The sequence below is a fragment of the Kouleothrix sp. genome (assembly GCF_046328425.1).
In the GTDB taxonomy this organism is placed as follows: domain Bacteria; phylum Chloroflexota; class Chloroflexia; order Chloroflexales; family Roseiflexaceae; genus Kouleothrix.
The window spans coordinates 135,637-160,300 of record NZ_JAXLWP010000017.1 but is presented as its reverse complement, the minus strand read 5'-3'; the positions used below and the strand labels follow the sequence as shown (position 1 = coordinate 160,300).

The window sequence follows — 24,664 nt, the reverse complement described above, 5'->3', positions numbered from 1 at the left end:
GACCTGGCCGTTGCGCACGCGCGCCTCGTAGGCCGGCTGGGCCATGGTGGCCGGGCCGTGCACCACGCTGCCGTCGCGCAGATCGAACACCGACTGGTGCCACGGGCACTCGACGCAGCCATCGGCGAACGTGCCCTCTTCGAGTGGGCCGCCGGCGTGGCTGCACACCGCGCCGATCGCGTACAGCTGGTTGGCGTCGTGGTACACCAGCACCGGCTTGCCGGCCAGCTCGACGCGCTGGGCCTGGCCCTCGGCCAGGTCGTCGAGCGGCAGCACCGCCGTCCAGCTCGTGGGCTTGTGGGCCGGCTCGGCGTGGTTCACGCCGACGCCGAGGCGGTACACCAGGTCGCCGCCGAGGCCGGCCGAGGCGCCCACCACCGCCAGGCCCAGCGTCGAGAGCAGCACGCCGCGGCGGCGCTGGCCGGCCGCGCGCGCCCAGATCGACAGCAAGAACAGCCCTAGGCCGGCGGTATTCAGCAGCCCGTGCGCCGCGCCCACCGCCAGCGCGCGGTCGTCGATCGCCGAGTAGTCGGCCAGGCCGGCCAGGGCGGTAGGCACCGCCGCAGCTGCGCCGATCGACAGCAGCATGTCGGCGGCCTGCTCGGCGGCCGGCCCGCCACCCATGCCGGCGTAGGCGTCGAACAGCGCCGCCAGCGCCCAGGCGCCGATCGGGATATCGGTGAGCGCGGCGTGCAGCGGGTGGCCGAACCATGTGCCGTGCAGCGCGTCGGCGATGGCTCGCGCCGGTGTGCCGCCGCTCAGCACCGCCTTGTGAATGCTGCTCGCGAGCTGCGCGCCGGCATGTTCGAGGCCGGGGATGCGCTTGATCGCCTGCTCGACCTCGGCGGCGCTGGCGGGCAGCGCGCCAATCGCGCGCTCGATCGATGTGCCGATCATTCGTGTGCTCCTTTGCAAATCTGCTACAAGATGCGCGGCCGGCGCGTGTGCTACGCCAGCGCAGGCTCGAGCTTCACCTTCACCCAGCCGGGCTGGCGCGTATCGAACGCGCGGTAGGCGTCGATCGCGGCCACCAGCGGCCCCACCTGCGTGAGGATCTCGGCCGGGTTGACCTGGCCGGCGCGCACGATATCGACGAGCCTGGGGATGTAGGCGCGGTGGTTGCAGTTACCCATGCGGATCGTCAGGTTGCGGTTCATGGCCGCGCCGATCGGGAAGAACTGCGCCGTCTGCGGGTATACGCCGATGATCGAGAGCGTGCCGGCCTTGGCCAGCGCCTGCACCGCCCAGCTCAGCACCTGCGATGGCGCGTCGCCAGGGTGCCAGTTGTCGCCCTGCTCGTTGGTGCTGGGCGCCACGGTCTTGCGCTCGTCGCGGAACTGGCCGCCCTGCGTCGTCGCCGACTTCAGCGCCGGGATGCCGGCGTGCGGCCGGTTGGCGTCGACGCCCACCGCGTCGATCGCGCAGTCGACGCCGATGCCGCCGGTGAGATCGTGGATCATCGCCACCGGGTCGTGCTGGTTGTAGTCGATCGCCTCGGCGCCCTGGCGGCGGGCCATGTCGAGGCGCGAGGCGATCGTGTCGACCGCGAAGATCCGGCCGGCGCCCATGAGGCGCGCGCTAACGATCGCAAACAGGCCCACCGGGCCGCAGCCGAACACCGCCACGGTATGCCCCGGCTTGATGTTCGCCATCGCCGCGCCGAAGTAGCCGGTCGGGAAGATGTCCGAGAGCATGATCGCCTGCTCGTCGTCGATCGCGTCGGGCAGGCGCACCGGGCCGACATTCGCGAACGGCACGCGCGCGTACTCGGCCTGCAGGCCGTGGAATGGCCCGGTGAGGCCGGGGCCGCCGAAAAACGCCGTGCCGGCCTGCGACCCTTTGGGGTTGGCGTTGTCGCACTGCGCATAGTAGCCGGCGCGGCAGTAGGCGCAGTAGCCGCAGGCGATCGTCGAGGGGATCACCACCCGGTCGCCGGGGCGCAGGTTGTGCACTTTTTTGCCGACATCCTCGACGACGCCAACGCCCTCGTGGCCCAGGATGGTGCCGGCCTCCATGCCGGGCATGGTGCCGCGAATCATGTGCAGGTCGGTGCCGCAGATTGCGCTGGCGGTGATCCGCACGATCGCGTCGGTGTCGGCTTCGAGCCCCGGCTCGCGCACGTCGTCGAGCCGGATGTCGCCGATGCCGTGAAATACCACTGCTTTCATTGCTTCCTCTCTTCTCTGGCTCCAGGCCACTCGGCCGCGCCCGCCGTGGCGGGCGCGGCGGCTAGGGCGTAGTGGCGTCATACCAAATTCGCTTGATTACGTACACTTTAGTGGGGGTTTGGGGGTGGCGAAGCCGCCCCCAAATTTCTTATTGTGCTGCACAACGTGGTGAAGCCAGGTTGTGCAGCACAATCTATATGTGATCAAGCGAACAGCGTATCACATATCGGCGCGCGCCTGCGGCGCCGTGAACACCGCGCCGGTCGGCGCGTCGGTGGGGCTGGCGTGCGTCTCGCCGAGCGCCGCGCCGGGCTTCGGCGCGCCCTGCTGGCGCTCGCTTCGCATGCGATCCATCTCGCGCGAGACCGCCGGCAGGTTCTGGGCCACCACGCCGCGCAGCAGGTCGATCACTGCGCCGACTGCGGCGCTTTTCAGCGTGTCGACCTCGCCGCTCACCTGGCTGGCGATCTGGCCGAGGCCCGCCGACGCCGCGCGTGTTCGGCTGGTGCCGCCGCCCGGCTGCTCGAATGCGCCTGCCGGCGTGCCGCCGGGGTAGTGCGTGATGCCTGCGCCGCTGGCGTGGCGCTCGGCCGGCCCGGCTTCGTCGGGCGACGTGGCGTAGTAGTGCATGCCCGTGCCGGCGAGCGCGCCCTCGGGCCGCTGCTTGGCCGGCTTCGCCTGGCCCGCGGCCGGCGGCGTATACTCGCGGAACGAGTCTTCGGCGCGCTCGGGCGACCAGCTGGCGCGTGGCTCCGAGCGCCCGCCGAGCATGTAGCCGGCGGCGAGCGCCAGCCCGACCGATAGCCAGGGGCGCTTGGCGATCTGACCGCCAATGCTGCTCGGGGTGGGGGTGTTGGCCTCGCGTGCGCGCTCGATCACGCGCTGCGAGAATTGGCCAGGGGTATGTTCTTGCATTGTTCCGTCCTTTCAATTGCTCGAATGGAGGCACGGCCGAGCAATCGGCGTGCCAGGGGCGCTACGCGCTGGGCGCTATTCGCCCGAGATGCTCGGTTGGCTCTTGCACCGCGCGGCCGTTGACGATGCGCACGCGCACCACGCCGTCGCGGGCGAACAGCACAAAGCTCATGCCCTCGTGGGGCGCCAGGTCGGCGTGGCGGTAGCAGGTGTAGGCGAACCATGCCGCGCGCGCGGCGTTCAGCAGCGTGCGGTAGAGCGGACCGCTGGCGGCCTGGGCTAGGTGGTGCTCGATCTCGCCCAGCTTGGTCGCCGCGCGCGGCCAGGCTTCGTCGAGCGCGATCGCCTGGCGCAATGGCATCACCGTAAGGGCTAGCTCGTCGGGTAGCGTGCTCGCGAGCATCCACTGGTAGAAGGTTGGCTGAGGGCTCATTCCAGCACTCCTGGCTTGGTGTAGCGCGCTGGGTACGCCTGGGGCTGGTGGTGGCTGGTCGGATCGTGCGTGCCCGTGGAACTGCGCGAGCGCGCTCCGCACGGCTGCCCGGCGCTACCTGCGGTTCTCCACTGGCGTTTTGCAAGCAAAGATCGTGCCGATGCTGCCGGGCGCGGCACCTGGCTTGCTAGAAAGGGCCCGACCGCGCTGGCGGGCGAACCGAAACTTCACGACACGCGCCGCGCAGGCGGCGCTGTTGCCTTTGGCAGAAAAGGGAGCAACCGTATGAGCCGGATTGACGGCGTTATTTTCGATGTCGACGGCACGCTGATCGACAGCAACGACGCGCACGCGCGCGCCTGGGTGGCGGCGCTGGCCGAGCACGGCTACGACGTGCCGTTTGAGCGCGTGCGCCGGCTGATCGGCATGGGCGGCGACAAGCTGCTACCCAGCGTGGCTGGGATCGACACAGACTCCGAGCGCGGCAAGCAGATCGACAAGCGGCGCGGCGCGATCTTCCAGCAGCGTTTTTTGCCCGAGGTCGGCGCATTTCCGCAGGTGCGCCCGCTGCTCGAGCGCCTAAGCGCCGATGGGATGCGGCTGGTGGTGGCGAGCTCGGCCAAGGGCGACGAGATCGACACGCTGCTCGAGCGCACCGGCGCGGCCGATCTGTTTGAGTCCAGCACTTCGTCGAGCGATGCGCCGCGCTCCAAGCCCGACCCCGACATCGTCGAGGCCGCGCTTGGCCAGCTGGGGCTGCCGGCCGGCCAGGTGCTGATGATCGGCGATACGCCCTACGATGTAGAGGCCGCCGCCAAGGCCGGCATCGGCATTGTCGCGCTGCGCTCGGGCGGCTGGGGCGACGCCGACCTCGCGGGCGCGCTGGCGGTGTACGACGACCCGGCCGACCTGCTGGCCGGCTACGACGACTCGCCGCTCCACCAGACGCTGGGGTAGTCGGCGCGCGCGGCCTCGACGCTGTAGCCGTTCGCCGCCGCGTAGGCTGCGATGTACGGGTCGGTTTCGAGCCGGAACACCTCAAACGCGTCCACTGGCGAGGCCGACGACAGGTCGAGCGCCGGGTCTTCGGCTTTGGAGGCGCCTGGGCTGCTGCGCGGCAGCGTGCCGTCGGGCGCCTCGATCGCGGCCTCGACCAGCGCGGGCACCGGGCGCCGCGCCGACGAGCGCGCCGACAGCATGCCGATCGCCTCGATCTCGTCGCACAGCCGCGCGTACTCCTGGGCGAGCTGCGCGCGCAGCTGCGCCGAGGCGGGCTGCGCGGGCGGGGCGGCGCGCAGCGAGGCGCTGAGGCGGCGCAGGCTGTAGTGCAGCGCCTGCTCGAGCAGCAGCAGCTGCGGGTGGTACACCAGCTCGCGGTGGGCGTCGGGCGAGAGGCCGTAGCGCAGCAGGCCCACCAGCCCCTGAGTGGTGACGAGCACGCGCAGCACGCTCTGCTGGATGCGGCGCGGGTGGGCATAGTACAGCACCGGGTGGGTCTCGTGGCTTTCGGTGATCGACAGCAGCTCGAGCGCCAGGTCGCGCAGCTGGGCGGCGATCTGATCGGGCCACTGGCCATTCTCGCCCAGGTAGCGGCGCAGCAGCGGCAGCCCGCTCGGGTGCCCGGCCACCTCGGCGTCGAGCGCGGTGGCGATCGTGCGGCGCTGCGAGAGCGCCGGGTACACCGCCAGCACATACGCCACGCTGAGCGCGGCGGTGAGCGCGCCCATCAGCGCCTCGGCCACCGCCAGCAGCCGCAGCCCCTGCCCCAGCGGCTGAATATCGCCAAACCCCAGTGTCGCAACCGTAACGCCGCTGAAGTACAGCCCGTCGAGCAGGCCGGCGTTCAGGGCGTGCGGCGCGGAAAACGCGGCAGGGTCGTCGATCCAGGGGAAGTACAGCAGCGCGAAGCCAACGATCAGCAGGCCGAGCCACATGCCGATCAGGCCGACCACCATCAGCGGCAGCGACCAGTTCAGCAGCCGGTCGGCGGTGCCGTGGCCGGGCGCGTGCCGCGCCGCCAGCGTCAGCACGCGCCAGATCGCGCGCTGGAAGCCGCTGCTCAGCGGGCTTCTGACCTCGGGGTGCAGCACCGTCGCCACAATATCGAACTGCACAAGCGCGATCAGCGCCGCGCCGGCGAGCAGCGCGAGAATATACAGCGTCATGCTGGCCTGCTATGCGAGCGAACCTCTCCGAGCCCGAAACATTCGCATATATATGCGCAAGAACTGTGCCATGTGCTTGTATGGCGCTCAGGCGGCACGCCGCTTGCCCAGCTGCGGCTATCGGCAGCGTACGGCGCGCCGCCGCATCGATCGTGAGATCGCCGAAAGGAGCGCCACTATGGCTGATCGTAAAAAGAAAAATTCGCCGAGCGACGAAACCGAGCGCCGCGAAACCGGCCGCAAAGATGCCGGCAGCGGCACAGCCGGCCGTGGCGCAGTTGATGGGCTCGGCGGCGCGGGCGGAACATCGGGCGCGGGCGGCGTGCGCGGCGACGCCGGCACTCTGGGCGACCCGGCCGGGGTTGGCCAGGGCGACGCGCCGGCGCCCGGCTCGGCCGGCAAGGTCGCCGGCCGGCGCGGCCAATCGAACGACGGCGGGCTGAGCGGCCGCACGCGCGGCCCCGACGGCGAAACCGTGCCGAACCAGGACGAACCTGCCTGAGCGCGCTGTTCGGCACCACAGAAAGGATCTGGGCACATGACCATCGAACCAACCCTGGCCGGCGCGCTGGCGGGCTGCGCAGCCACGGCGCCAATGACTGCGGCCATGGAGCTGCTGCACCGCGCGCTGCCGCAGCACGAGCGCTACCCGCTGCCGCCCAGCCAGATCACCGCGTCGGTGGCCGGCAAGCTGGGCGTGGCCGACGAGATCGGCGGCGACGAGCACACCGCGCTGACGCTGCTGGCGCACTTCGGCTATGGCGCGGCGGCCGGGGCGCTCTACGGGCAGGTGGCGCAGCGCGCCACGGCCGCCCCGGCGATCAGCGGCATGCTGTATGGGCTGGGTGTGTGGGGCGTGAGCTACCTGGGCCTGCTGCCGGCCATGAACATCCTGCCGCCGGCGACGCGGCACCCCGGCCGCCGCAACGCCCTGATGATCGCCTCGCACCTGGTGTGGGGCGCGTCGCTTGGGCTGCTGGCCGCGCGCCTGGCCGAGTCAAAAAGAGCGTAAGCCGTACTATTCAGTAATCTAACAGCCCGTTTCGCCGAATCCGGCCGCGAGTATACGCGGTATCTCTTCGAAAGATTTGCCGGCGGCGCGCCAAACGTGGCGCGCCGCCGGAGTAATATCAAAGCGCATGCCGGTATAGAAGTTGCTAAATACCGGCGGCAACGAACACGGCGCCGCGGCTCTGCAGGCGGCTGCCGCTAGTGAAATATATGAGGAAAGCGAGCGGAAGTTGATGAAACCCATTCACGCACAACGCCTACAGCAGTACAGCCTGATCATTTGCACCGCGCTCGGTGCTGGCGCTGGCGCGGCATTCGCCACCAGCACGCCCGGCGCGTTTGGCGTTATGTTTGGCCTTTTCTTGTGGTCGCTGATCGCCGGAACCGTGGTGGCGATCGTCGCGTCGCTGAGCGGCCGGATCAAGCTCGACGATTGGCGCAGGGGCTTGCGCCTCAGCGCGGCGATCTACTTCGCGAACTCGACGGTGTATATCCTGGCGCTGCTGCTGGGCGCGGCCATGGGGCCGGCGCAGGTGGTCTCCGGCCAGTTGTTCGACCCGCTGACCATGGCGCGGATCATTGCGCCGGGCGTCTACTTCGCCACCAGCATCATGACGCTGGCCAGCATCTTTTTCTATATGCGCACGCCCGGCACGAGCCGCGAAACCACCAGGCGGTAGCCGAGATGCAAGCATACGGGCATACCCAGCCAATCGCGCGGCGGGCGCGTGTTGGCGCGGCGTCGATCTACTACGAGACGCACGGCTCCGGCGCGCCGCTGGTGCTGCTGCACGGGTTCTCGGGCTCGACGCGCTGGTGGGGCCGCAATGTCGCCGCGCTGGCTCGCCAGTTCCAGGTGTATATCCCCGACTTGGCTGGCTTCGGCCAGAGCCGTAGCGCAGTGCCGTTTGAGCTGGCCGACGCGGCGCGGCACGTGGCGCGCTGGATGGATCAGGCCGGCCTCGAGCGCGCCAGTATGGTCGGCCACTCGATGGGCGGGCTGATTGCGGCCGAGCTTGCCGCCGACGCGCCCGAGCGCGTGGCCAGGCTGGTGCTGGTCGATTCCGCCGGGCTTGGCTTCGATGCCAGCGACGTGCCGCCGGTGAGCGAGCTGCTGCCGGCGCTGCGCTACCTGCCCACGGCGTTTATCCCGCCGCTGCTGGGCGATATGCGGCGCGCCGGGCTGCGCACGCTGGTGCGGGCCAGCCGCGCGCTCGCCACCTACGATATCCGCGCCAAGCTCGCGGCCATCCGTGCCCCGGCGCTGATCGTGTGGGGCCGCTACGATCCGATGATCCCGCTGGCGGTGGGGCGGGCGCTGGCGCGCGAGCTGCCGCACGCCCGGCTGGCGGTGATCGACGCCGCCGGCCACAACCCGATGTGGGATCAGCCGGCGGCGTTCAACCGGCTGCTCTGCCAGTTTCTGGCTCACGAGCCCGCCTGAGAGCGCGTTTTCGCTGTCCGGCTGCCTCAATCGGGCGCTTTTGCCGGCTGCAGCATGCTACTCAGCCATCGTTGTGTCCAAAAGGAAAGTGCCGCTCTGCCGAAGGCTAAGCACGCCAGCTGCGTAGATCCTCTTTGTTTTACTATGCCCTGCCCGGCGAAGCCGGGCAGGGCATAGTACATAGAACGTATCCTCGCCGCTCGTGCTGGCTAGGCCGCCGGCTGCGACCAACGCAGGGTTTGCATCCAGCACAGCATCGGGCCGTTTTCAAGCACCTCGCTGGTGGTGTAGCCGCCCTCGAGCTCGAGCGGCGTGACCAGCGAAGTGCCGCAGCGCGGGCACACCGGCTCGTCGGCCGCGAGTAGCCAGATGCTCTGGTCGCTTGCATTGACGAGCAGCCAGAGGTTATGCAGCGCATTCTGCTGCTCGAGCACCCAGGTGCCGCCGCTACACGCCCGATCCGGGCAGAGATAATGCTCTGGTGTCTCCATCGTCCCCACCACACGCTCTGTGTCGCTAGCGGCGGGCCGCGCGCCCGCCGTGCCGATCGCAGAAGCAAGAGCGGTGCCACGTAGTGGCGCTAGCGCGAGCGCATCTTCTTGTCGTGGTCGATCTGTTTCTCGAGGCTCTTGGCCCACTCGAGATCGCCGAGGATGACGCTGCGGTAGGCCGTCCACATCTGGAAGGCGGCGCGCTCGGGCGGCATCTTGCCGGTGCCGGTGCCGAGGCCAGGCATCGCCAGCGCGCCGATCTGGTCGTTCGGGCTGGCGCGGTGGGCCTGGTTATGCGCCTCGACGGCGCGCAGAATCGCGCGCATGGCCAGGTAGGCGTGTACGGTGTTGCTCACGTCCGAGGGCACGCGCATGGTCGGCGCCACCACGACGTAGCGCAGGCGCGCGCTGTTGGTCGGCATCACCAGCGCCTGGCCCACCAGCAGCTCGCCGGCGTAGTCGCGCTCGATCTGGGCGCGCAGCGCGTCTTGCAGCCGCCAGTCGAAGATCTCTTTGCTGATCGCCAGGTCGGTGCCGCCATCGGTGAAGCCGAAGGCATTGGCTGGGATGGCTAGCGCGTCGACGGGCAGCGTCAGAATGTTCTGGTTCAGCACCTTCACGCCGCTTTCTTCCGAGAAGTAGCGCTTCCAGGCATGCACCATGTCGGCCGAGCGGTCGCAGAGCGTGATTGCAGCGGGCATCGCGGTTCTCCTTTGGTGTTGCAATGGTGTTGTGTTGTCGATCTAACCGCGCGCGGCCGCGCGGAGATGCGCCGATACCGGCCGCACCTGATGGCGGGCGGGCGCGTGCGCTGGGCGGCCTCGCGCCGGTGCGCTACAGCGCCCGGATGGCCACGCGCTGGCCCAGCTTGGCCGACTCGATCGCGCCGAACACCATGGCCAGGCTTTTGATGTTGTCGTGGCATTCGCCCATGGGCGTGGCGCCGGTGCGAAGCGCGTGGGCGAACTCGCGCAGCGACCCGGCGATCCCGCTGGGCGCGTCGGCGTCGGGCGCGATCGTGCGCGCTTCGGTCGGGCGCAGGAAGCCGGTGTCGCCGGCCAGCACCTCGGCGACCGGCGCGCCGTGGCCATCCCAGGTGGCGCTGCCGCGCGGCCCAACCGCGCGCCACTCGGCCTCCCACGAGGTCGGGTGGCCATCGGCGCACCAGCTGCCGCGGTAGATATAGCGCATGCCGCCGGTCATCTCGAAGATCGCGCTGGCGCAGGCATTACCGGCGTACCAGCTCCAGGGCGGGTTGAACTCGTCGCAGTACACCGCCAGCGGGTCGGCGCCGCTGAGGTAGCGCGCCGCGTCGAAGGTGTGGATGGCCATGTCGAGCAGCAGCGGGCTGGGCATGGCGTCGCGGAAGCCGCCAAAGTGCGCGCCGATAAAGAAGTCGGCGGTGAGCATGCCGGGCGTGCCGATCTGCTCGGCGATCAGGCGGCGCAGCGCGGCCAGCCGGGCGTCGTAGCGGCGGCTCTGGCTCACCATATACAGCAGCCCGGCGCGCTCGGCGGCGGCGACCATGGCGCGGGCGCGGTCCATGGTGTCGGCCATGGGCTTTTCGCCGAGCACCGGCACGCCGGCCGCCAGCGCCGCGAGCGTCACGTCGTGGTGTGCCTCGGGCACCGTCACGTCCACCACGAAGTCGGGCCGCAGCTCGGCCAGCGCGCGGTCGAGCTCGGCGCCAGTGTAGATGCCCGCCAGCCCCAGGTCGCTGGCGGCCTGTGCCGCCGCGTCGGGGCGAATATCGACCCAGCCGGCCAGCCGGGCGTCGGCGCTGGCCGCCAGGTTCTTGGCCCAGGCGCGGCCCATTCCGCCGGCGCCTACCAGGAGTGCGCGTAGCTGCTGCATGATTTACTCGCTATTCACTCAGCGTCGCCACCACTTCGACGCCATTCATGGCCATGTGGTGCAGAAACAGCACGTGGTGCAGGTCGCCGTCGTGCGCGCGGATGCCGAGCGCGCGCGCGACCTCGACCGGCGTGTCGAAGGTTTCGACCGCGTCGGCCGGCACGATCACGCGGCGGTGCTGGTTGGCCGCGCCGGCTTCGAGCCGCAGGTGCATTGCCGCCTGGTATGCGCACAGGTCCGAGCAGTCGCCGACCACCACGAACCGGTCGAGCTGCGGGTTGGCGCGCAGCCATGCGCCCAGGCCGGTGCCGAAGTGCGAGTTGATCGAGTTCTTGGGGAAGATCGCGATCTCGCTGTAGAACGGCAGCTCGCGCAGCTCGTCGACCGCCTGGCTTTCGGCGGTGCCGCGCAGGCAGTGCGGCGGGTACGAGCCAAACTCGGGCGCGTCGGGCGCGTGCGTGTCCTGCGTCAGCGCGAAGTGGCGCACGCCCAGCGCGTACGCCTGGCGGAACAGCGCGGCCACCGGCTGGGCCACCCGCCCGACGCGCGCGCTGGCCAGTGGCCCCTCGACACAAAAGCCGTTGATCACGTCGATCGAGATCAGCGCCACGCGCTCGGGCGCGCCGCCGACGATATCGGCCAGCGCGGCTGGCGGGAGCTGGCGATACCAATCTTCGAGGTAGGCGAGAAACGGCCGGCTGGTATCGGTTAGGTTGATTGTGTTCATGGGTGTGCTCCTGGGCGTCGATCGCCTCTGCCAATGGGCGCCGTACGATATCCGGTTGTCTATCGCAAGGATTTGTTAGTGTTAACTTGGCACTATTCTAGCATACTTTTTCGATAGTGTCAAGATGTCACTTTCTACTGCTTCTCTGTTTGGTGGGGGTTTGGGGGCGCCTTTGCCACCCCCATACGCATTAAGCGTAGTAGACAAGGACAGCTCTTGTGGTATGGTTGTTGTCGCCAAACCACAACCAAACACCGACAGGAGCCGCCCTGATGACGACTATACCACAGCTGGCCGCCACGCTTGCGGCGGTGTTGACCGAGGAAGCCGACCGTGCCGGCCGCCAGACCGGCTTTGTTCAGCGCTCGGACGCCAAACTGACCGGCAGTGTGTTCGTGCAAACGCTCGTGTTTGGCCTCGGTGCCGACCCGCAGGCGAGCTTGAGCGCCCTGACGCAGACGAGTGCCGCCTTGGGCGTAACCATCTCGCCCGAAGCCTTGCATCAGCGGTTTGACCGAACCGCCGCCACCTGTCTGGAACACGTGCTCGGGGCTGCGATTGGCGAGGTGCTGTGTGCTGACCCACTCCAGCTTGCCCATCCTCGACCGCTTCGCCGAGGTGGTGGTGCAAGATAGTACCACGATCGCCTTGCCCGAGGCGCTCGCCGCGGTCTGGACCGGCTGCGGTAATGGCACGCCCGACGCCGGCAACGCGGCGCTTAGCTCCAGGTCGCCCTCGACCTGCGCACGGGGCGCTTGCGCGGCCCGACCCTGCACGATGGCCGCGAGTCGGATGCTCACGCCACCCTGCATCACGATCTGCCGCAGGGCGCGGTCCGGCTGGTGGATTTGGGCTATTTTGACCTCGCCCTGCTGGCGGAGTTGGACGCGCGGGCGTGTCCTGGTTCTCGCGCATGCAGGCACTGACCAGCCTGCAAACGGACGATGGACGCTGGTGGCGCCTGCACGACCTGCTGGCCGCCATGCCCGAGGCAACGCTCGATCTGCCGGTGCGGCTGGGGCGGGAGGCGCAGGTGCGGGCGCGCTTGCTGGCAGTGCGGGCACCGCAGGAGGTGGTCGACCAGCGCCGCCGCCGCTTGCGGGAGGAAGCAAAGCGCAGGGCCAGATGGTCAGCGCGCTGCGCTTGGCCTTGGCGGCGTGGAGCGTGTTTGTGACCACCATCCCGCCGGACGGACTGACCGTGACGGAGGCGCTGGTGCTGGCGCGGGCGCGCTGGCAGATCGAACTGCTGTTTAAGCTGTGGAAAAGCCACGGGCAGATTGATCTGGTACGGGACGTGCAGCCGTGGCGGGTGCTGTGTGAATTGTATGGACGCTTGCTCAATCAAATTGTGCAGCATTGGCTGCTGCTCGTGAGCGGGTGGGATGCGCCCGCACGGAGTTGGGGCAAAGCGGCACAGACAATTCGTACGCGATGGATCGCGCTGGCAACGGCGATGGGGCAGCCCGCACGGCTGCGGGACGCGCTGACGACGCTGGCACGCTGTATTCAAGCAGGCTGCCGCAAGAACCGACGCAGGAAACATCCGTGTACCTTCCAGCGGTTTTTGATGAGTACCGATAGCTGTGTGGCGTAAGCTTAATGCGCATGGGGGCGCCTTTGCCACCCCCAAATTTCTTTAGAAGCTGTTTAAAAAGGGTGGTTTGGGGGGACGAAGTCCCTCCAAGTATCCACTTTTTCTGGCGGGTGGCGGCCACATTCGTGGCCGCCACCGCCAGAAAAGTGCGAGGGGCTATGCCCCTCGCGCACCCCTTTTCAAACAGGCTCTTAGGACAAACGCAGTTGGCGCGCTCAACCCCTTCGGCAGAGCGGTACTATGCTCCATATCGTGTCCTTTTTCCGCGCAGAGCGCGAAAAAACCACACACAGAAGATGAACAGGTACCATGCTGCCGCAGGCTCGGTCGCGTACCGTGAGGAAGCCAGATCACGCGAGTGCGTAACTCCTATTCTTATAGTGTTGCACTACGTGGCTTACGCCACATGATGCAACACTATCTATACGTGATCAAGCGAACAGCGTATTAGTAGTCGAGCGGGCGCAAATAGTACTCGCCGATCGCGGTGGCGCTGAGCATGGCGGTGCTGGGCAGGTGGCGTTTCCAGTGGGTGCTGTCGAGCCGGCGCTTCACCAGTGCCACGTCGTCGGGGCGGAAGCCCAGCGCCGCGATGCCGGCGGGGTTGTAGCCCGCGAGCAAGAAATGCAGGATCTGGTCGGCCAGCGGGTAGCTGATGCCAAAATCGGCCTCGTCGGTCTGCCCGACGATCAGGTCGGCCGAGGCCGGCTTCGCGACGATCACGTCGGGCACGCCGACGTGGCGTGCCAGCTGCCACACCTGGCTTTTGAACAGGTCGCCGAGCGGGTTCACCGGCGGCGAGTCGTCGGCGTGCCAGGTGTAGTAGCCAAACAGCCGCTCGGTCTTGTTGCCGGTGCCTACCGGGATGCAGCCAAGCCGCTGCGATTGGTCGAACAGCGCGATCATGCGGGTGCGGGCCATGATATTGCCCTTGCGCCGCCCGTCGATCGTCGGGTCGAGCCTGGCGTAGCCGTCGACCGCGTCGCTGATGTCGAGCGTCAGGCTGCGCACGCCCAGCGCGTCGATGCACAGCTGGGCGTGCTCGAGGCTTTCGCGGCTCGAGGTGCGGTAGGGCATGCGCAGCGCCAGCACGTGCTCGGCGCCAAACGCCTCGGCGCACAGGTACGTCACCAGCGCCGAGTCGACCCCGCCCGACAGCCCGACCACTACGTCGGCGAAGCCGCGCCGGCGCGCCACTTCGTCGCGCAGAAACGCCACCAGCCAGCGCCGCACCGCCGCCGCGTCGATGCGCAGGAAGTCGGCGCTCGGGTCGAACTTCGCAGCGGCGACGACCGGGAGGCAGGCAGATGGCGAGGCAGTAGGCCCGGTAGCACGCTCGCTCTCGCCGCCTGCTTGGCTGGTTGGCCCGCGCTGCGGGTGCGGCGCATCCCAGCGCACCAGGCCCGCCTCGCCACGCTGGGTGCGCGCCAGCTCATTCTGCAAATGCGGCAGCATGGTCTCGAGGTCGGCCAGCAGCGGCTGGTCGGCGCGGGCGATCGGCAGCTCGGCCAGGTCGAGCGTCGCGGTGACCAGCGCTTCGTCCCACAGCGGCCCGCGCACGAGGAAGTTGCCGCGCGGCCCGATCGCCAGCGAGCCGCCGGGAAAGCCTTTGCCGCCCTCGAAGCCCACCAGCTGCGCCAGCACGCCAAACACGCCGTGCTCGTCGGCGATGCGGTAGATCAGCTCGTCCCAATGCTCGACGTTCGCCGGCCGGGGGGTGGCGATGCCGCGCGCCGGCGACGCGCTGACCACATACACTACCTGGGCGCCGTCGAGCGCGGCCACGGTGCCGCTGATGCTGTGCCAGGCGTCTTCGCAGATCAGCAGCGCCGCGCGGCCGAAGCGCGTGTCGAAGGCCAGCACCTGGCGCCCGGCCTCGACAAAGCGCGCCTCGTCGAATACGCCGTAGGTTGGCAGGAACACTTTTCGGTGCACGTGGCGGATGCCGGGGCGAAGAACTAACGACGGATGACCAAAGGCTGCTTCCCCAATCGCCGATGCCTGGTCTTGCGTCTTTTGGCTTGCATCTGCAGAGCCGAGCGTCGCATACAGAGCGGAGTTATAGAACCGGTCGCGGTAGCGCTCGTAGAAGCCCACCGCAATGTCGAGCGGCCGGGCTGCGGGGCCGCTCGCCGCCAGGTAGCGCTGGTTTATGTCGGCGTATACCTGGCCGGCCGGGCGGGCAACCTCGCGCACGCCACCCTCGAGGAAGTAGCCACTGAGAAATGTTTCGGGCAGCACCAGCACATCGGGCTGCGGATCGAGCGCGGCCAGCTGCGCGAAGATCGCGCCAAGCCGGGCGATATTCGCGTCGTAATCGCCTTTTTTCGGGCGCAGTTGGGCGATGGCGATCTGTATCGGCATAGGTGTTCCTTGTGTCAGCGGTGAGTGCTCGCCGAGGCGCGCGGCCGGGCGATCAGGCACGCCAGCGCGCCGACCAGCGGCAGCAGAATGATCAGCGCGACCCAGATCGCCCGCGCCGACGGCGGCAGATCGCTGCGGCGTACCAGCCGCAGCGCCAGCGCGCCCAGCCCGAGCCAGGCCGCGATCAGCGCCAGGTTGGCGAGCTGGGTCAGTAGAAGCGGCCAGTGTATGCCGAGTGGCGTCATGGTGCTCCTTTCGCGCGCTCGGCAAAGTACGGGCGCACGCATTCGGGAATGTACTCCCAGTGGGCCAGCGGGTCGGCGCGCACCTGCGTGGCCGAGATCGGCACCACCCGCCGCTCCAGATCGACCAGCACGTGGCGCGCCCCTAGCTCGGCCGCCAGCCGGTCGCCGTAGGTTTCGGAAGTGAACACGACATCGACGTTCGGCGCATACCGGCCGATCAGCTCGCGCCAGATCGGCCAGAAGTCGGGGTGCTCGTGCGGGTACGAGGGAACTTCGTCGGTGACGTGCACCACCCGCGCGGCTGGGAAGCTGCCGCGCACCCAGCCGTAGCGCAGCGCGCCGTCGATCGGCTCGCGCCGCAGCGTGCACACCAGCACCGTGAGCTGATCGACCATGCGCAGGCCGGTTTCGATCAGGTGGCAGTGGCCTTTGGTCAGCGGCATGAACTTGCCCAGGATCATGCCGTGGCTCGCGCGCTGCATGCTAGCCCTCGGCGTCGTCGACGCGGGCCTCGCGCCAGCGAAACACGAACTGCTCGTCGCCGCGGTTGCGGCGAAAGCGGTACAGCGAGGTCGGCCGGCCGCGGCCTTCGCGGCGAATGCCGGTGTCTTCGAGCACTTTGGCGTCTTTGATCTTGCGGTAGAAGTTGCCTTTGTCGAGCTTCTCGCCGAGGATTTGCTCGTAGATGTGCTTCAGCTCGAGGATCGAAAATACCTCGGGCAGCAGCTGAAACGCCAGCGTGGTGTACTCGAGCTTCGAGCGCAGCCGGTCGAGCGCGGCTGCCAGGATGGTGTCGTGGTCGAAGGCGAGCGGGCCGGGCAGCTGGCTGATGGCGAACCAGCGCACGTCGGTGCTTTCGTCCGACACGCGCAGCGTTTGCTTGTCGGCGCTCACCAGCGCGATGTAGGCGATGCTGATCACGCGCGTGCGCGGGTCGCGGCCGGGCTCGCCGAAGGTATACAGCTGCTCGAGGTAGATGTCGCGCACGCCGGTTTCTTCTTCCAGCTCGCGGCGCGCGGCCTGCTCGAGCGATTCGTCCATGTTGATGAAACCGCCGGGCAGCGCCCAACGGCCTTCGTAGGGCCAGTGCTTGCGCTGCACCATCAGCACGTGCAGCTCGCGATCCTGCAAGGTGAAAATCACGACGTCGACCGTCACCGACGGGCGCTCGTAGCGTGAGGGATCGTAGCTCTCGGCATTCTCGCTCATTCACTCGCTCCTTTTAGTGTTAAATATACAATAAGTATACATGCAGGCCGGCGGCTTGTCAAGCCCAGCGCCTGCTGGGGAAGGGCTGGTGCAACGTCAGCCCTCACCCCCTCGCCCCCTCCCCTGACAGAAGAGGGGAGGGGTCGAAAGACTTTGCACGAGCCGTGGTTGTGGCGCGGGCGCACTTGCCGGCACGCGCCACTTCTACTATAATGGCGCGCGTCTTTCTCCTACCTCGCTCACCAAGATCACGCAGCCGAGTGCATTGTTTCGGGCGAAGCGCGATGCCGCGCGGCCAGGCCCGCTTGCGCAACCGCAGCCACCGATAGTGCGAATACGGCACAGGGCCGTGCCGCGCGGTATACACCCACCTTCGCAGCTGTGCCCCGGCTCGGCGTGTGACCATCTCGGCAGCGCGTCGTCATACTCTTCGGCAGCGGCCCGCGCCCGGCTCGGCCTCGTCTCGCCGACCTTCCCGCTGCTACGGTATTGCATAGTCCGAATACCGGTCGTATCTGGCAGCTGGCAGCCACTCGTATGCCCGCCATGGGCTGTGGTTGGTCGCCGCGGCCATCGTGTGAGACACAAGGAGCAGTGTATGAACTGGACATCGCTCGTCATCGGTCTGCTGATTGGCTGGATCGCCGAATGGGTGATCGACTGGGTGTACTGGCGGCGGCGCGCCAGCGGCTCGGCCGAGCTCGACGCGCTGCGCGAGCAGAACGGCCGGCTACGCGCCGATATCGAGGCCGCTGCCGGCGGGGTGGCGCAGCTCAAGGCCGACCTGGCGCGCCAGAGCGCGAACCTGGCAACTGCCCAGGCCGACAACGACAAGCTGCGCGCCGAGCTGGCGGCCGCGAATGGCTCGCTGGCCCAGCTCAGGGCCGAGCTCGATCGCGCCGGCCAGGCCGACCAGGGCGCCGCGCTGGCGCAGCTGCACGCTCGCGCGAATGTTGCGCGCGGCGCGGCGGCAGCCCTGAACGACCGGCTCGGCCGCCTCGAGGCCGATCTGGCGGCTGCGCAGGCCGAAAATGCTCAGCTGCACGCCCGGCTCGAGGCCAACGCCCCGGCCGGCGACGCGAGCCAGTTCAAAACCCAGCTGCTGCGCGCCGACGACGTGGCGGGCGCGCTGGAGCTGGAGCGCCTGCGCGCCGAAAACGCCCAGCTGCACGCCCAGCTCGAGGCCGGCGCCCCGGCCGCGCGGGCGGTTGGCGACGCGAGCCAGTTCAAAACGCAGCTGCTGCGCGCCGAAGACGTGGCGGGCGCGCTGGAGCTGGAGCACCTGCGTGCCGAAGACGAGCGTGTGCGAGTGCACGCCGAGCCGGCGCCGGTGAGCGCTGGCGCTGGCGAGCAGTACAAGACGCAGCTCATGAGCGTGGCCGATCTCAACCTCGGCGGGGCGCTCGCCGGCGACGAGGCCGCGCGGCTGCGCGCCGAGCTGGCTGGTGCGAACGACGAGATCGCCCGGCTGCGCGCCGCGCTGGCCGGCCGCACCGGCCAGCCGAGCCGCGACGCGCTGATCGACATCAATGGCATTGGCCCGGTGATCGAAAAGCGCCTGTTCGACGCCGGCATCCTGACATTCGAGCAGCTCGCCGCCGAGCCGCCCGAGCGGCTGCGCCAGATCGCCCGGCTCAAGGAGTGGCAGGACGCCGACCCGGCCGCCTGGGTTGCCGAGGCGCGCGAGCGTGCCGCGCGCAGGGATCGGAGCTAGCCGATGAATGCGCGCACGATTGGCTGGATCGGCTACGATTGGTTTAAGCTGGCTGTGACAATCATTCTGCTGCTGCTGCTGCTGTGGCTCGCGCTGAGCCGCGCGCCGGCCCCCGCTGCCACTGCTCCAGCCCCTGCTGCAGCGGCGACGGCGCCAGCCCCTGCGGCCGCAGCGGCGACGGCGCCGGCCCCCGCTGCAGCGGCGACGGCGCCGGCCCCCGCAGCGGCTGCGCCGGCCGCACCGGCGCTGACATCGCCGGCCGCCGCGAGCCAGCTGCAAGCCGGCACTACCACATTCAGCGGCACCGCAGCGCCCGGCAGCCAGGTGCAGATCAGCCTGGACGGCAAACCGCTGGGCACGGCCACGGCCGACGCGAGCGGCAAGTGGTCGATCGACGCGGCCATCGACAGCCCCGGCGACCACACGGTAGTGGCAGAGGCGCTCGGCGCCAATGGCGCGGTGGCGGCGGCCTCGGCCCCGCTGCGCCTGAGTGTCGCCGCGCCGCCGGCAGCCGCCGCCCCGACGATCGACCAGCCGGCTGGCGCTGTTGCGGCCGGCGCGCTGGCGCTCAGCGGAACCGGCAGCCCTGGCACACAAATCACGATCTTCGTCGACGGCCAGCCGGCCGGCACGGCCACGGTTGGTGCCGACGGCAGCTGGAGCCTGCCGGTGACGCTGCCCGAGGGCCAGCATGTGCTGACCGCGCGCGCGCTCGACACGGCCGGCAAGGAGCTGGCGGCCAGCCAGCCGCTGCAGCTCAGCGTGGCCGCCGCAGCGGCCAGCGGCGCGGCCCCGGCAATTGGCTTCCCCGCCGACGGCGCGACGCTCGGCGCTGGCTCGTTCACCATGAGCGGCACTGGCGCGCCCGGCAGCACGATCGAGATACTCGACAGCGACAAAGTGATCGGCACCGCGACGGTTGGCGCCGACGGAGCCTGGAGCTTCCCGGTGCAGCCGGCCGGCGCCACCGCTGCGTATAGCGCGCGCGCGGCCGGCACCACCGACGTGACCGCCAAACCAATTCGGGTGACATTCGGCGCCGGGCAGGCCGCCAACTGCACCGGCCTTGCGGCTAGCTGCGATGCCTGGGTGACGCGCAAGGGCGGGCTGTCGCTGCGCATGCGCGCCGGCCCCGGCACCGACCAGGCGGTGATCGCCAAGCTACCGGTGGGCACGCAAGTGACGCTGCTGGAAGGCCCGCAGAGCGCCGGTGGGCTCGGCTGGTGGCGCGTGCGTACACTGGGCGCGCGCGAGGGCTGGGTGGCCGGCGAGGAGCTGGTGCTTCAGCCCGACTAGGCGCGGCGCGGGCGACGGCATGCGGCGGGGCGAGCGGCAGGCTCGCCCCGCCGTTTTGCATACCGTCACGCTGGCGCATCGTTTATAATTCTTCTGGCGTGCGCAGTCGCCTGCCGGGCGAGGCAGGAGGGCGCAGCTCTCCAAGGCCAAAAAAAGCGAAGCCTTTGGGATCCGTCCTCGAGCCTCGCCGCGTACGCCCTGTGACACGCAACAAGCAATGCACTACTGAAAGGTACCACCGATGCTGTATCGACGTATTCTGCCGGGCCTGGCGCTGGCGCTGGCGCTGGCCGGCTGTGGCCAGGCGGCCGGCACGCCTGCGGCGGGCGGCGGCGCCAGCGCGACGCCTGAGGCCCAGGCCGCGCCCGCGAATGTCACGCCGGTGTTCGCGTTCTCCGAGGCTGTGGCCGGCAAAAACCGCATCGCCGTCGGCCTGGTGAGCAACAACACGCCGCTGAACGAGCCGGCCGCCAAGGTGCACCTGCGCTTCTTCAACCTCGACGAAACCAACCCGCAGGTGAAGTTCGAATCCGACGCGATCTACTACGGCCAGGGCCTGCCGGCCGCTTTCTACGTGGCCTACCCGAGCTTCGATACACCCGGCAACTGGGGGGTTGAGATCCAGGTGCAGCTGCCTGGCCAGGCTCAGCCGGTCGTCAGCAAGAACCGGCTCGAGGTAAAGCAAAGCTCCGAGGTGCCGAATGTCGGCCAGCCGGCGATTGTCGCCAAGACGCTCACGTCCAAGGATGTGCCCAGTGTGTCGCAGCTTTCGTCGGGGCCGCACCCCGACCCGGCGATGTACCAGATCAGCCTCGACCAGGCGCTCAAGTCGGGCAAGCCGACCGCGCTGCTGTTCGCTACGCCGGCGTTCTGCCGCACCGCCACCTGCGGCCCGAGCCTGCAGGTGATGCAGGGCCTGCAGAAAACCTACGGCGACAAGGTCAACTTTATCCATGTCGAGGTGTACAAGTACCCGTTCGACGCCTCGGTGGAGCAGCAGCAGCAGGCGGTGGCCAAGGCCTCGAAAGAGCGGCGCGCGCTGACCGACGCCGAGGCCGCCACTGGCCTATCCGACGCGATGGTCGCCTGGAAGCTGCAATCCGAGCCGTGGCTGTTTCTGATCGACGCCAAGGGCATGATTGCCGGGCGCTACGAGGGCGGGCTGACGAAAGAGGAGCTTGGGCCGGCGCTCGAGAAGCTCATCGCCGGGCAGCCAGTGTTCTAGGGCAATACCTTTCAAACACGCTGACCGGGAACGTTTGCCACAAAGACTCAAAGACTCGAAGGCAACAGAAAGCTACACCTGCGCTGCCGCAGGCAGAACAAGCCGATATCGCAGGCGACCGCGTAAGTCCTGTAATTGAAAAGAATTGGTTCTAGGGGTAGAAGGCGTAGCGCTCGCTGATCGGCACGCTCGCCAGCCGGTAGTAGCGCGTGCCGCCAGGCGCCTCGATGCTCAGGCGCAGGGTGTAGGCCGGCGCCGGGCAGCTGCGCTTGAGCGCGCGCTGCAGGCAGATGCGGTTCTCGATCGTCGTGTCGAGCGCGTAGCCGCCCAGCGCAACGCGCAGCGGCGTGGGGGCCAGCGCGTCGGCGCGCAGCGCCAGCCCGAGCGTCGCGCAGGCGAGCAGCGGCGCGAGCACTGCTACGCTGGCCAGGGCCGCCCGCGCGCGTGCCCGCCGTGCCCGCCGTTCGCTCACCGGTTCTCCTTAAAGGGGCTTAAAAGTCCAAATTATTTCGCTCGGTGGCGGCGCGGGCGGCATTGCCGTCCCGCAGATGCTTTTTCGCGCTCTGGCAGAGCCGCCACTATGCCAGAGCGCGAAAAACCGATATCTTTGGAGGGTCGCAGACCCTCCAAACCTCCCGTCGGATGAGTACGAATGCCCGAGCCTCTTACGCCAGCGCCTCCAGCTCGTTCACCAGCCGGTCGAACGCGTCCATCGCCGCCTGGATGGGCGCGGGCGTGGTCATGTCCACCCCGGCGTCGCGCAGCATATCGATCGACGAGCGCGACGAGCCGCTGCTCAGGAAGCGCAGGTAGCGGTCGACCGCCGGCTGGCCCTCGTCGATGATCTGCCGGCTCAGCGCCAGCGCGGCCGACAGGCCGGTGGCGTACTGGTAGACATAAAAGTTGTAGTAGAAATGCGGGATGCGCGCCCACTCAAACGCAATCTCGTCGTCGAGCGTCACCGGCGGCCCCTGGTAGCGCTTCACCAGCTCGTAGTAGCTCTTGCTCAGCGAGTCCGAGGTGAGCGGCTCGCCGGCCTCGGCGCGGGTATGGATGTCGAGCTCGAACTCGGCGAACATCGTCTGGCGGAAGATCGTGGCGCGGATATCATCGAGCTGCTGCACGATCAGGCTCTTGCGCAGCATGGCGTCGTCGCGGTTCTTCAGCAGGTAGTCGTTCAGCAGCGCCTCGTTCAGCGTCGAGGCCACCTCGGCCACGAAGATCGTGTAGCTGCCGTACACGAACGGCTGGGTGCGCCGCGTGAAGTACGAGTGCATCGAGTGGCCCAGCTCGTGCGCCAGCGTGAACATATCGCGCAGCCGATCCTGGTAGTTCAGCAGAATAAACGGCGGCGTCGAGTACGAGCCGCTGCTGTAGGCCCCGCTGCGCTTGCCGACGTTCTCGTACACGTCGATCCAGCGGTTGTTGAAGGCTTTGGCCAGCGCGTCGGCGTAGTCGGCGCCGAGCGGCCTGAACGCGGCCTGCACGGTGTCGCGCGCCTCGTCGTAGGGCACCGACACGTCGGCCTGCGGCACCAGCGGCGCGTAGGTGTCGTAGATCCGCAGCTCGTCGAGGCCCATCATGCGCTTGCGCAGCTCCATGTAGCGGTGCAGCTTGGGCAGGTTGGCGTTGATCGTCTTCACCAGGTTGCGGTATACGTCGAGCGGAATATCGCGCGGCTCGAGCGCCGCCGCCAGCGCCGACTCGTAGCCGCGCACGCGCGCGTTCACCACGTGGCTGCGCACCTCGGCCGCCAGCGTGGTGCCGAGCGTGTTCAGGATGCCCTGGTAGCCGCTGTAGTAGTTCTTGAATGCGTCGCGGCGGACGCGGCGATCCTGGCTTTCGAGTAGCCGGCCGTAGCGCGCGTGCGAGAGCTGGATCTTCTGGCCGGCCTCGCCGTCGATCTCGGGGAACTTCAGGTCGGCGTTGGTCAGGATCTCGAAGATCTCGCTAGGCGCGCGCGTGACATCGCCAAACTGCGCCAGAATGCTCTCGACCTCGGCCGAGCGTATGTGCGCGCGCTGGCGCGCCAGCTCCTCCAGCTCGTAGCCGTAGATCTGCAGCTTTGGCTCGCTCTTCAGCCAGCTCGCGATGGTCTCCTGCGCGATGCCGAGGATCTCGGGCTCGATAAACGCCAGTGCCGCGCCGATCCGCGCCAGCAGCGAGCCGGCGCGCTCGTCGAGCGCCTGGCCGGCCGGGTCGGTGCTGTCGGAGTTCTTGCGGTTGCTGGCGTAGGTGTACAGCTGGTACAGGATGCGGGCGATCTCGTCGCGCAGGTGCAGCGCGCGCAGCAGCTGGCCTGCCCCTTCGCCAAGCTTGCCCTGAAGCGCCGTCAGGTCGGGCAGCAAGCCTTCGATCTTGGCTACGTCGGCGTCCCAGGCGTCGATGTCGGCATACACCACCGACAGATCCCAGGTATACGCCGCCGGCAGCTCGTCGCGGCGGGGAACTTTTTGCGCCTCGGTCATGGAAAGCCTCCCTCGTGTCCTACGCATACTGCGGCGCGCGGCCGCCGGCGCGGGTGCCTTTGCCGCCTAACGCCGGGCGGCCGCGCGATGTGCGCCAGATTGTACCATTTTTTCGCCGGGCCGCGCCACTGGCCCAGCCGCCGAACACACGGCTCGTGCAGCGCCCTGCGGCGCTCATCCGCGCGGCGCGCTCGCTTCGATGAGTATAATAGGACTTGCGCGGCGGGGCTTGGGCGCTGCTGTCCTGCACACCGCCCGGTAACAAAAGAAGCGAGGAAAGCAATGGCACTGCTCGGGCTGCCCGACGAGATTCTGGCCGTCTTTCGCGCGTTCCGCACCTGCGAGTTTGCGACGCTGGCGAAAGACGGTACGCCGATCGCCTGGCCAACGCTGCCGTTCTTCGACGCCGACCAGGGCCAGTTTGTCGTCACCACGTCGATCGCGCTCGCGCAGAAGGCGCTCAACATCCGCCGCGATGGCCGCGTGTCGCTGCTGTTCTCCGAGCCGCGCGCCAGCGGCCTGGCCAACCCTGCGGCAGTGCTGGTGCAGGGCGACGCCGTCGCGCCCGACGAGGTTGTTACTACCATTAAAGGGTACGAAGAGGGCCTGGCGATGGTGTTCCAGCGCCAGCCCGCCAGCGCGCTCTACAGCAGCAACCCGCTGATGCGCGCCATGAGCGACTGGTACTACATGCGCCTGATCATGACGGTCACGCCGCGACGGATCTTCTGGTGGCCCGGCGGCGATTTCAGCCACGCGCCTCTGCGCATCGACCTGGCGCCTGCTGCGGGCGCGCCTCCGGCCCGCCGCTCCGCTTCCGCCGCGCCCGCCGCCGCCAGCGCCGACGACTGGCCGGTGCTTCTGCGGCAGCTGGCGCGCTTCCCCAGCGCGGTGATCAGCGGGCGCGATGCGCAGGGCTACCCGTTCAGCGCGCGCTGCCGGCCCACGCCCGACGCCGCCAGCCACACACTGCGCGTGATGCTGCCGCCCGAGGCGCCGATCGAGCCGGGGCCGGCTGGGCTGCTCTGCCACTCGCACGACGACCTGCTGTGGAAGCAGGAAAGCTTTGGGCTGCGCGGGGCGCTGCAGCGCGCCGACGACGGCTGGCGCCTCGAACCGCTCGCGATCATCCCCGGCATCAGCCCGGATGTGCTCAGCCTCGGCCGGTTTTTTATCGACAGCCGGCGCAAGGCCAAGGCCTACCTCGCCAAGCGCAACCTGCCGCGCCCAACCATCCCCTGGGACGATATCATCGCGGTGAAGAAGCAGGCGCTGAGTCAATAGCCCGGTAGTACGCGGCGTGTGCGGCGGCGGTTGTCAACAGCGCGGCTCTGCGCTA

At 68.8% G+C, this 24,664-nt stretch carries 26 protein-coding genes; 11 read left to right on the top strand and 15 right to left on the bottom strand.

Going from position 1 to position 24,664, the window contains the following annotated elements; genetic code table 11:
- The 4 genes from U0177_RS17145 to U0177_RS17130 form a co-directional block, all read right to left on the bottom strand.
- Positions 1-897, bottom strand: an 897-nt coding sequence (locus tag U0177_RS17145; protein ID WP_409571873.1) for a Rieske 2Fe-2S domain-containing protein, incomplete at its 3' end; no start/stop codon positions are given.
- Between the two features lie 50 nt (positions 898-947).
- Positions 948-2,168 (bottom strand): zinc-dependent alcohol dehydrogenase, encoded by a 1,221-nt coding sequence (locus U0177_RS17140; RefSeq protein WP_409571872.1) that lies wholly within the window; start codon positions 2,166-2,168, stop codon positions 948-950.
- Positions 2,169-2,387: 219 nt separating this feature from the next.
- Complete coding sequence (locus tag U0177_RS17135; protein WP_409571871.1) at positions 2,388-3,083, bottom strand: hypothetical protein; 696 nt, start codon at positions 3,081-3,083, stop codon at positions 2,388-2,390.
- A 61-nt stretch (positions 3,084-3,144) separates the two neighbouring features.
- Positions 3,145-3,516, bottom strand: coding sequence for a hypothetical protein (locus tag U0177_RS17130; RefSeq protein WP_409571870.1), 372 nt, complete (start codon positions 3,514-3,516; stop codon positions 3,145-3,147).
- A gap of 285 nt (positions 3,517-3,801) precedes the next feature.
- On the opposite strand from U0177_RS17130, the gene U0177_RS17125 reads away from it, so the two are divergent.
- Positions 3,802-4,473: an HAD family hydrolase gene (locus U0177_RS17125; protein WP_409571869.1), complete on the top strand. Its 672-nt coding sequence runs from the start codon at positions 3,802-3,804 to the stop codon at positions 4,471-4,473.
- Here U0177_RS17125 and U0177_RS17120 read toward each other — a convergent pair.
- On the bottom strand, positions 4,437-5,681 hold the full coding sequence (locus tag U0177_RS17120; RefSeq protein ID WP_409571868.1) for a potassium channel family protein: 1,245 nt from the start codon (positions 5,679-5,681) through the stop codon (positions 4,437-4,439). The two genes, U0177_RS17125 and U0177_RS17120, sit on opposite strands and share 37 nt — an antisense overlap.
- A gap of 178 nt (positions 5,682-5,859) precedes the next feature.
- On the opposite strand from U0177_RS17120, the gene U0177_RS17115 reads away from it, so the two are divergent.
- From U0177_RS17115 to U0177_RS17100, 4 genes are all read left to right on the top strand, one after another.
- Positions 5,860-6,183: a hypothetical protein gene (locus U0177_RS17115; protein ID WP_409571867.1), complete on the top strand. Its 324-nt coding sequence runs from the start codon at positions 5,860-5,862 to the stop codon at positions 6,181-6,183.
- 36 nt (positions 6,184-6,219) lie between these two features.
- The gene (locus tag U0177_RS17110; protein ID WP_409571866.1) at positions 6,220-6,693 is read left to right on the top strand and encodes a DUF1440 domain-containing protein; all 474 of its coding nucleotides are present in this window, start codon (positions 6,220-6,222) and stop codon (positions 6,691-6,693) included.
- Positions 6,694-6,925: 232 nt separating this feature from the next.
- Entirely contained in the window at positions 6,926-7,372 is a 447-nt protein-coding gene (locus U0177_RS17105; RefSeq protein WP_409571865.1) for a hypothetical protein, read from the top strand.
- Positions 7,373-7,377: 5 nt separating this feature from the next.
- Positions 7,378-8,136, top strand: coding sequence for an alpha/beta fold hydrolase (locus tag U0177_RS17100; RefSeq protein ID WP_409571864.1), 759 nt, complete (start codon positions 7,378-7,380; stop codon positions 8,134-8,136).
- A 209-nt stretch (positions 8,137-8,345) separates the two neighbouring features.
- On the opposite strand, the gene U0177_RS17095 is transcribed toward U0177_RS17100, so the two are convergent.
- The 4 genes from U0177_RS17095 to U0177_RS17080 form a co-directional block, all read right to left on the bottom strand.
- Positions 8,346-8,627, bottom strand: a complete 282-nt coding sequence (locus U0177_RS17095) for a hypothetical protein (RefSeq protein WP_409571863.1) — start codon at positions 8,625-8,627, stop codon at positions 8,346-8,348.
- Positions 8,628-8,716: 89 nt separating this feature from the next.
- On the bottom strand, positions 8,717-9,328 hold the full coding sequence (locus U0177_RS17090; RefSeq protein WP_409571862.1) for a macro domain-containing protein: 612 nt from the start codon (positions 9,326-9,328) through the stop codon (positions 8,717-8,719).
- A gap of 133 nt (positions 9,329-9,461) precedes the next feature.
- Positions 9,462-10,481 (bottom strand): Gfo/Idh/MocA family protein, encoded by a 1,020-nt coding sequence (locus tag U0177_RS17085; protein ID WP_409571861.1) that lies wholly within the window; start codon positions 10,479-10,481, stop codon positions 9,462-9,464.
- Positions 10,482-10,491: 10 nt separating this feature from the next.
- A complete protein-coding gene (locus U0177_RS17080) occupies positions 10,492-11,208 on the bottom strand; it encodes a cysteine hydrolase family protein (protein ID WP_409571860.1) in 717 nt (238 codons plus the stop codon).
- Between the two features lie 272 nt (positions 11,209-11,480).
- Between U0177_RS17080 and U0177_RS17075 the strand changes: the two genes are divergently transcribed.
- Both U0177_RS17075 and U0177_RS17070 read left to right on the top strand, forming a co-directional pair.
- A complete protein-coding gene (locus U0177_RS17075) occupies positions 11,481-11,843 on the top strand; it encodes a hypothetical protein (RefSeq protein WP_409571859.1) in 363 nt (120 codons plus the stop codon).
- A gap of 142 nt (positions 11,844-11,985) precedes the next feature.
- Complete coding sequence (locus U0177_RS17070) at positions 11,986-12,804, top strand: transposase (protein ID WP_409571877.1); 819 nt, start codon at positions 11,986-11,988, stop codon at positions 12,802-12,804.
- A gap of 447 nt (positions 12,805-13,251) precedes the next feature.
- Here U0177_RS17070 and U0177_RS17065 read toward each other — a convergent pair whose 3' ends face one another.
- Genes U0177_RS17065 through U0177_RS17050 form a run of 4 tightly spaced genes read right to left on the bottom strand, consistent with a single transcriptional unit; the run spans position 13,252 to position 16,622 of the window.
- Positions 13,252-15,168, bottom strand: coding sequence for an NAD+ synthase (locus U0177_RS17065; RefSeq protein WP_409571858.1), 1,917 nt, complete (start codon positions 15,166-15,168; stop codon positions 13,252-13,254).
- Between the two features lie 14 nt (positions 15,169-15,182).
- Positions 15,183-15,413 (bottom strand): PLDc N-terminal domain-containing protein, encoded by a 231-nt coding sequence (locus tag U0177_RS17060; RefSeq protein ID WP_409571857.1) that lies wholly within the window; start codon positions 15,411-15,413, stop codon positions 15,183-15,185.
- Positions 15,410-15,895, bottom strand: coding sequence for an adenylyltransferase/cytidyltransferase family protein (locus U0177_RS17055; RefSeq protein ID WP_409571856.1), 486 nt, complete (start codon positions 15,893-15,895; stop codon positions 15,410-15,412). Before U0177_RS17055 ends, U0177_RS17060 begins: the two co-directional genes overlap by 4 nt.
- A 1-nt stretch (position 15,896) precedes the next feature.
- Positions 15,897-16,622, bottom strand: a complete 726-nt coding sequence (locus tag U0177_RS17050) for an NUDIX hydrolase (RefSeq protein WP_409571855.1) — start codon at positions 16,620-16,622, stop codon at positions 15,897-15,899.
- A 598-nt stretch (positions 16,623-17,220) separates the two neighbouring features.
- On the opposite strand from U0177_RS17050, the gene U0177_RS17045 reads away from it, so the two are divergent.
- From U0177_RS17045 to U0177_RS17035, 3 genes are all read left to right on the top strand, one after another.
- Complete coding sequence (locus U0177_RS17045) at positions 17,221-18,336, top strand: helix-hairpin-helix domain-containing protein (RefSeq protein ID WP_409571854.1); 1,116 nt, start codon at positions 17,221-17,223, stop codon at positions 18,334-18,336.
- A gap of 3 nt (positions 18,337-18,339) precedes the next feature.
- The gene (locus U0177_RS17040) at positions 18,340-19,632 is read left to right on the top strand and encodes an Ig-like domain-containing protein (RefSeq protein ID WP_409571853.1); all 1,293 of its coding nucleotides are present in this window, start codon (positions 18,340-18,342) and stop codon (positions 19,630-19,632) included.
- 241 nt (positions 19,633-19,873) lie between these two features.
- Entirely contained in the window at positions 19,874-20,857 is a 984-nt protein-coding gene (locus U0177_RS17035) for a thioredoxin family protein (RefSeq protein ID WP_409571852.1), read from the top strand.
- A gap of 151 nt (positions 20,858-21,008) precedes the next feature.
- On the opposite strand, the gene U0177_RS17030 is transcribed toward U0177_RS17035, so the two are convergent.
- Positions 21,009-21,329, bottom strand: coding sequence for a hypothetical protein (locus U0177_RS17030; RefSeq protein WP_409571851.1), 321 nt, complete (start codon positions 21,327-21,329; stop codon positions 21,009-21,011).
- 193 nt (positions 21,330-21,522) lie between these two features.
- Positions 21,523-23,325, bottom strand: coding sequence for an oligoendopeptidase F (gene pepF / locus U0177_RS17025; protein ID WP_409571850.1), 1,803 nt, complete (start codon positions 23,323-23,325; stop codon positions 21,523-21,525).
- Between the two features lie 282 nt (positions 23,326-23,607).
- On the opposite strand from pepF, the gene U0177_RS17020 reads away from it, so the two are divergent.
- Positions 23,608-24,609 carry a pyridoxamine 5'-phosphate oxidase family protein gene (locus U0177_RS17020; protein ID WP_409571849.1) on the top strand — a complete coding sequence of 334 codons (1,002 nt, stop codon included), beginning with the start codon at positions 23,608-23,610 and terminating at the stop codon, positions 24,607-24,609.
- The last annotated feature ends 55 nt before the right edge of the window (positions 24,610-24,664 follow it).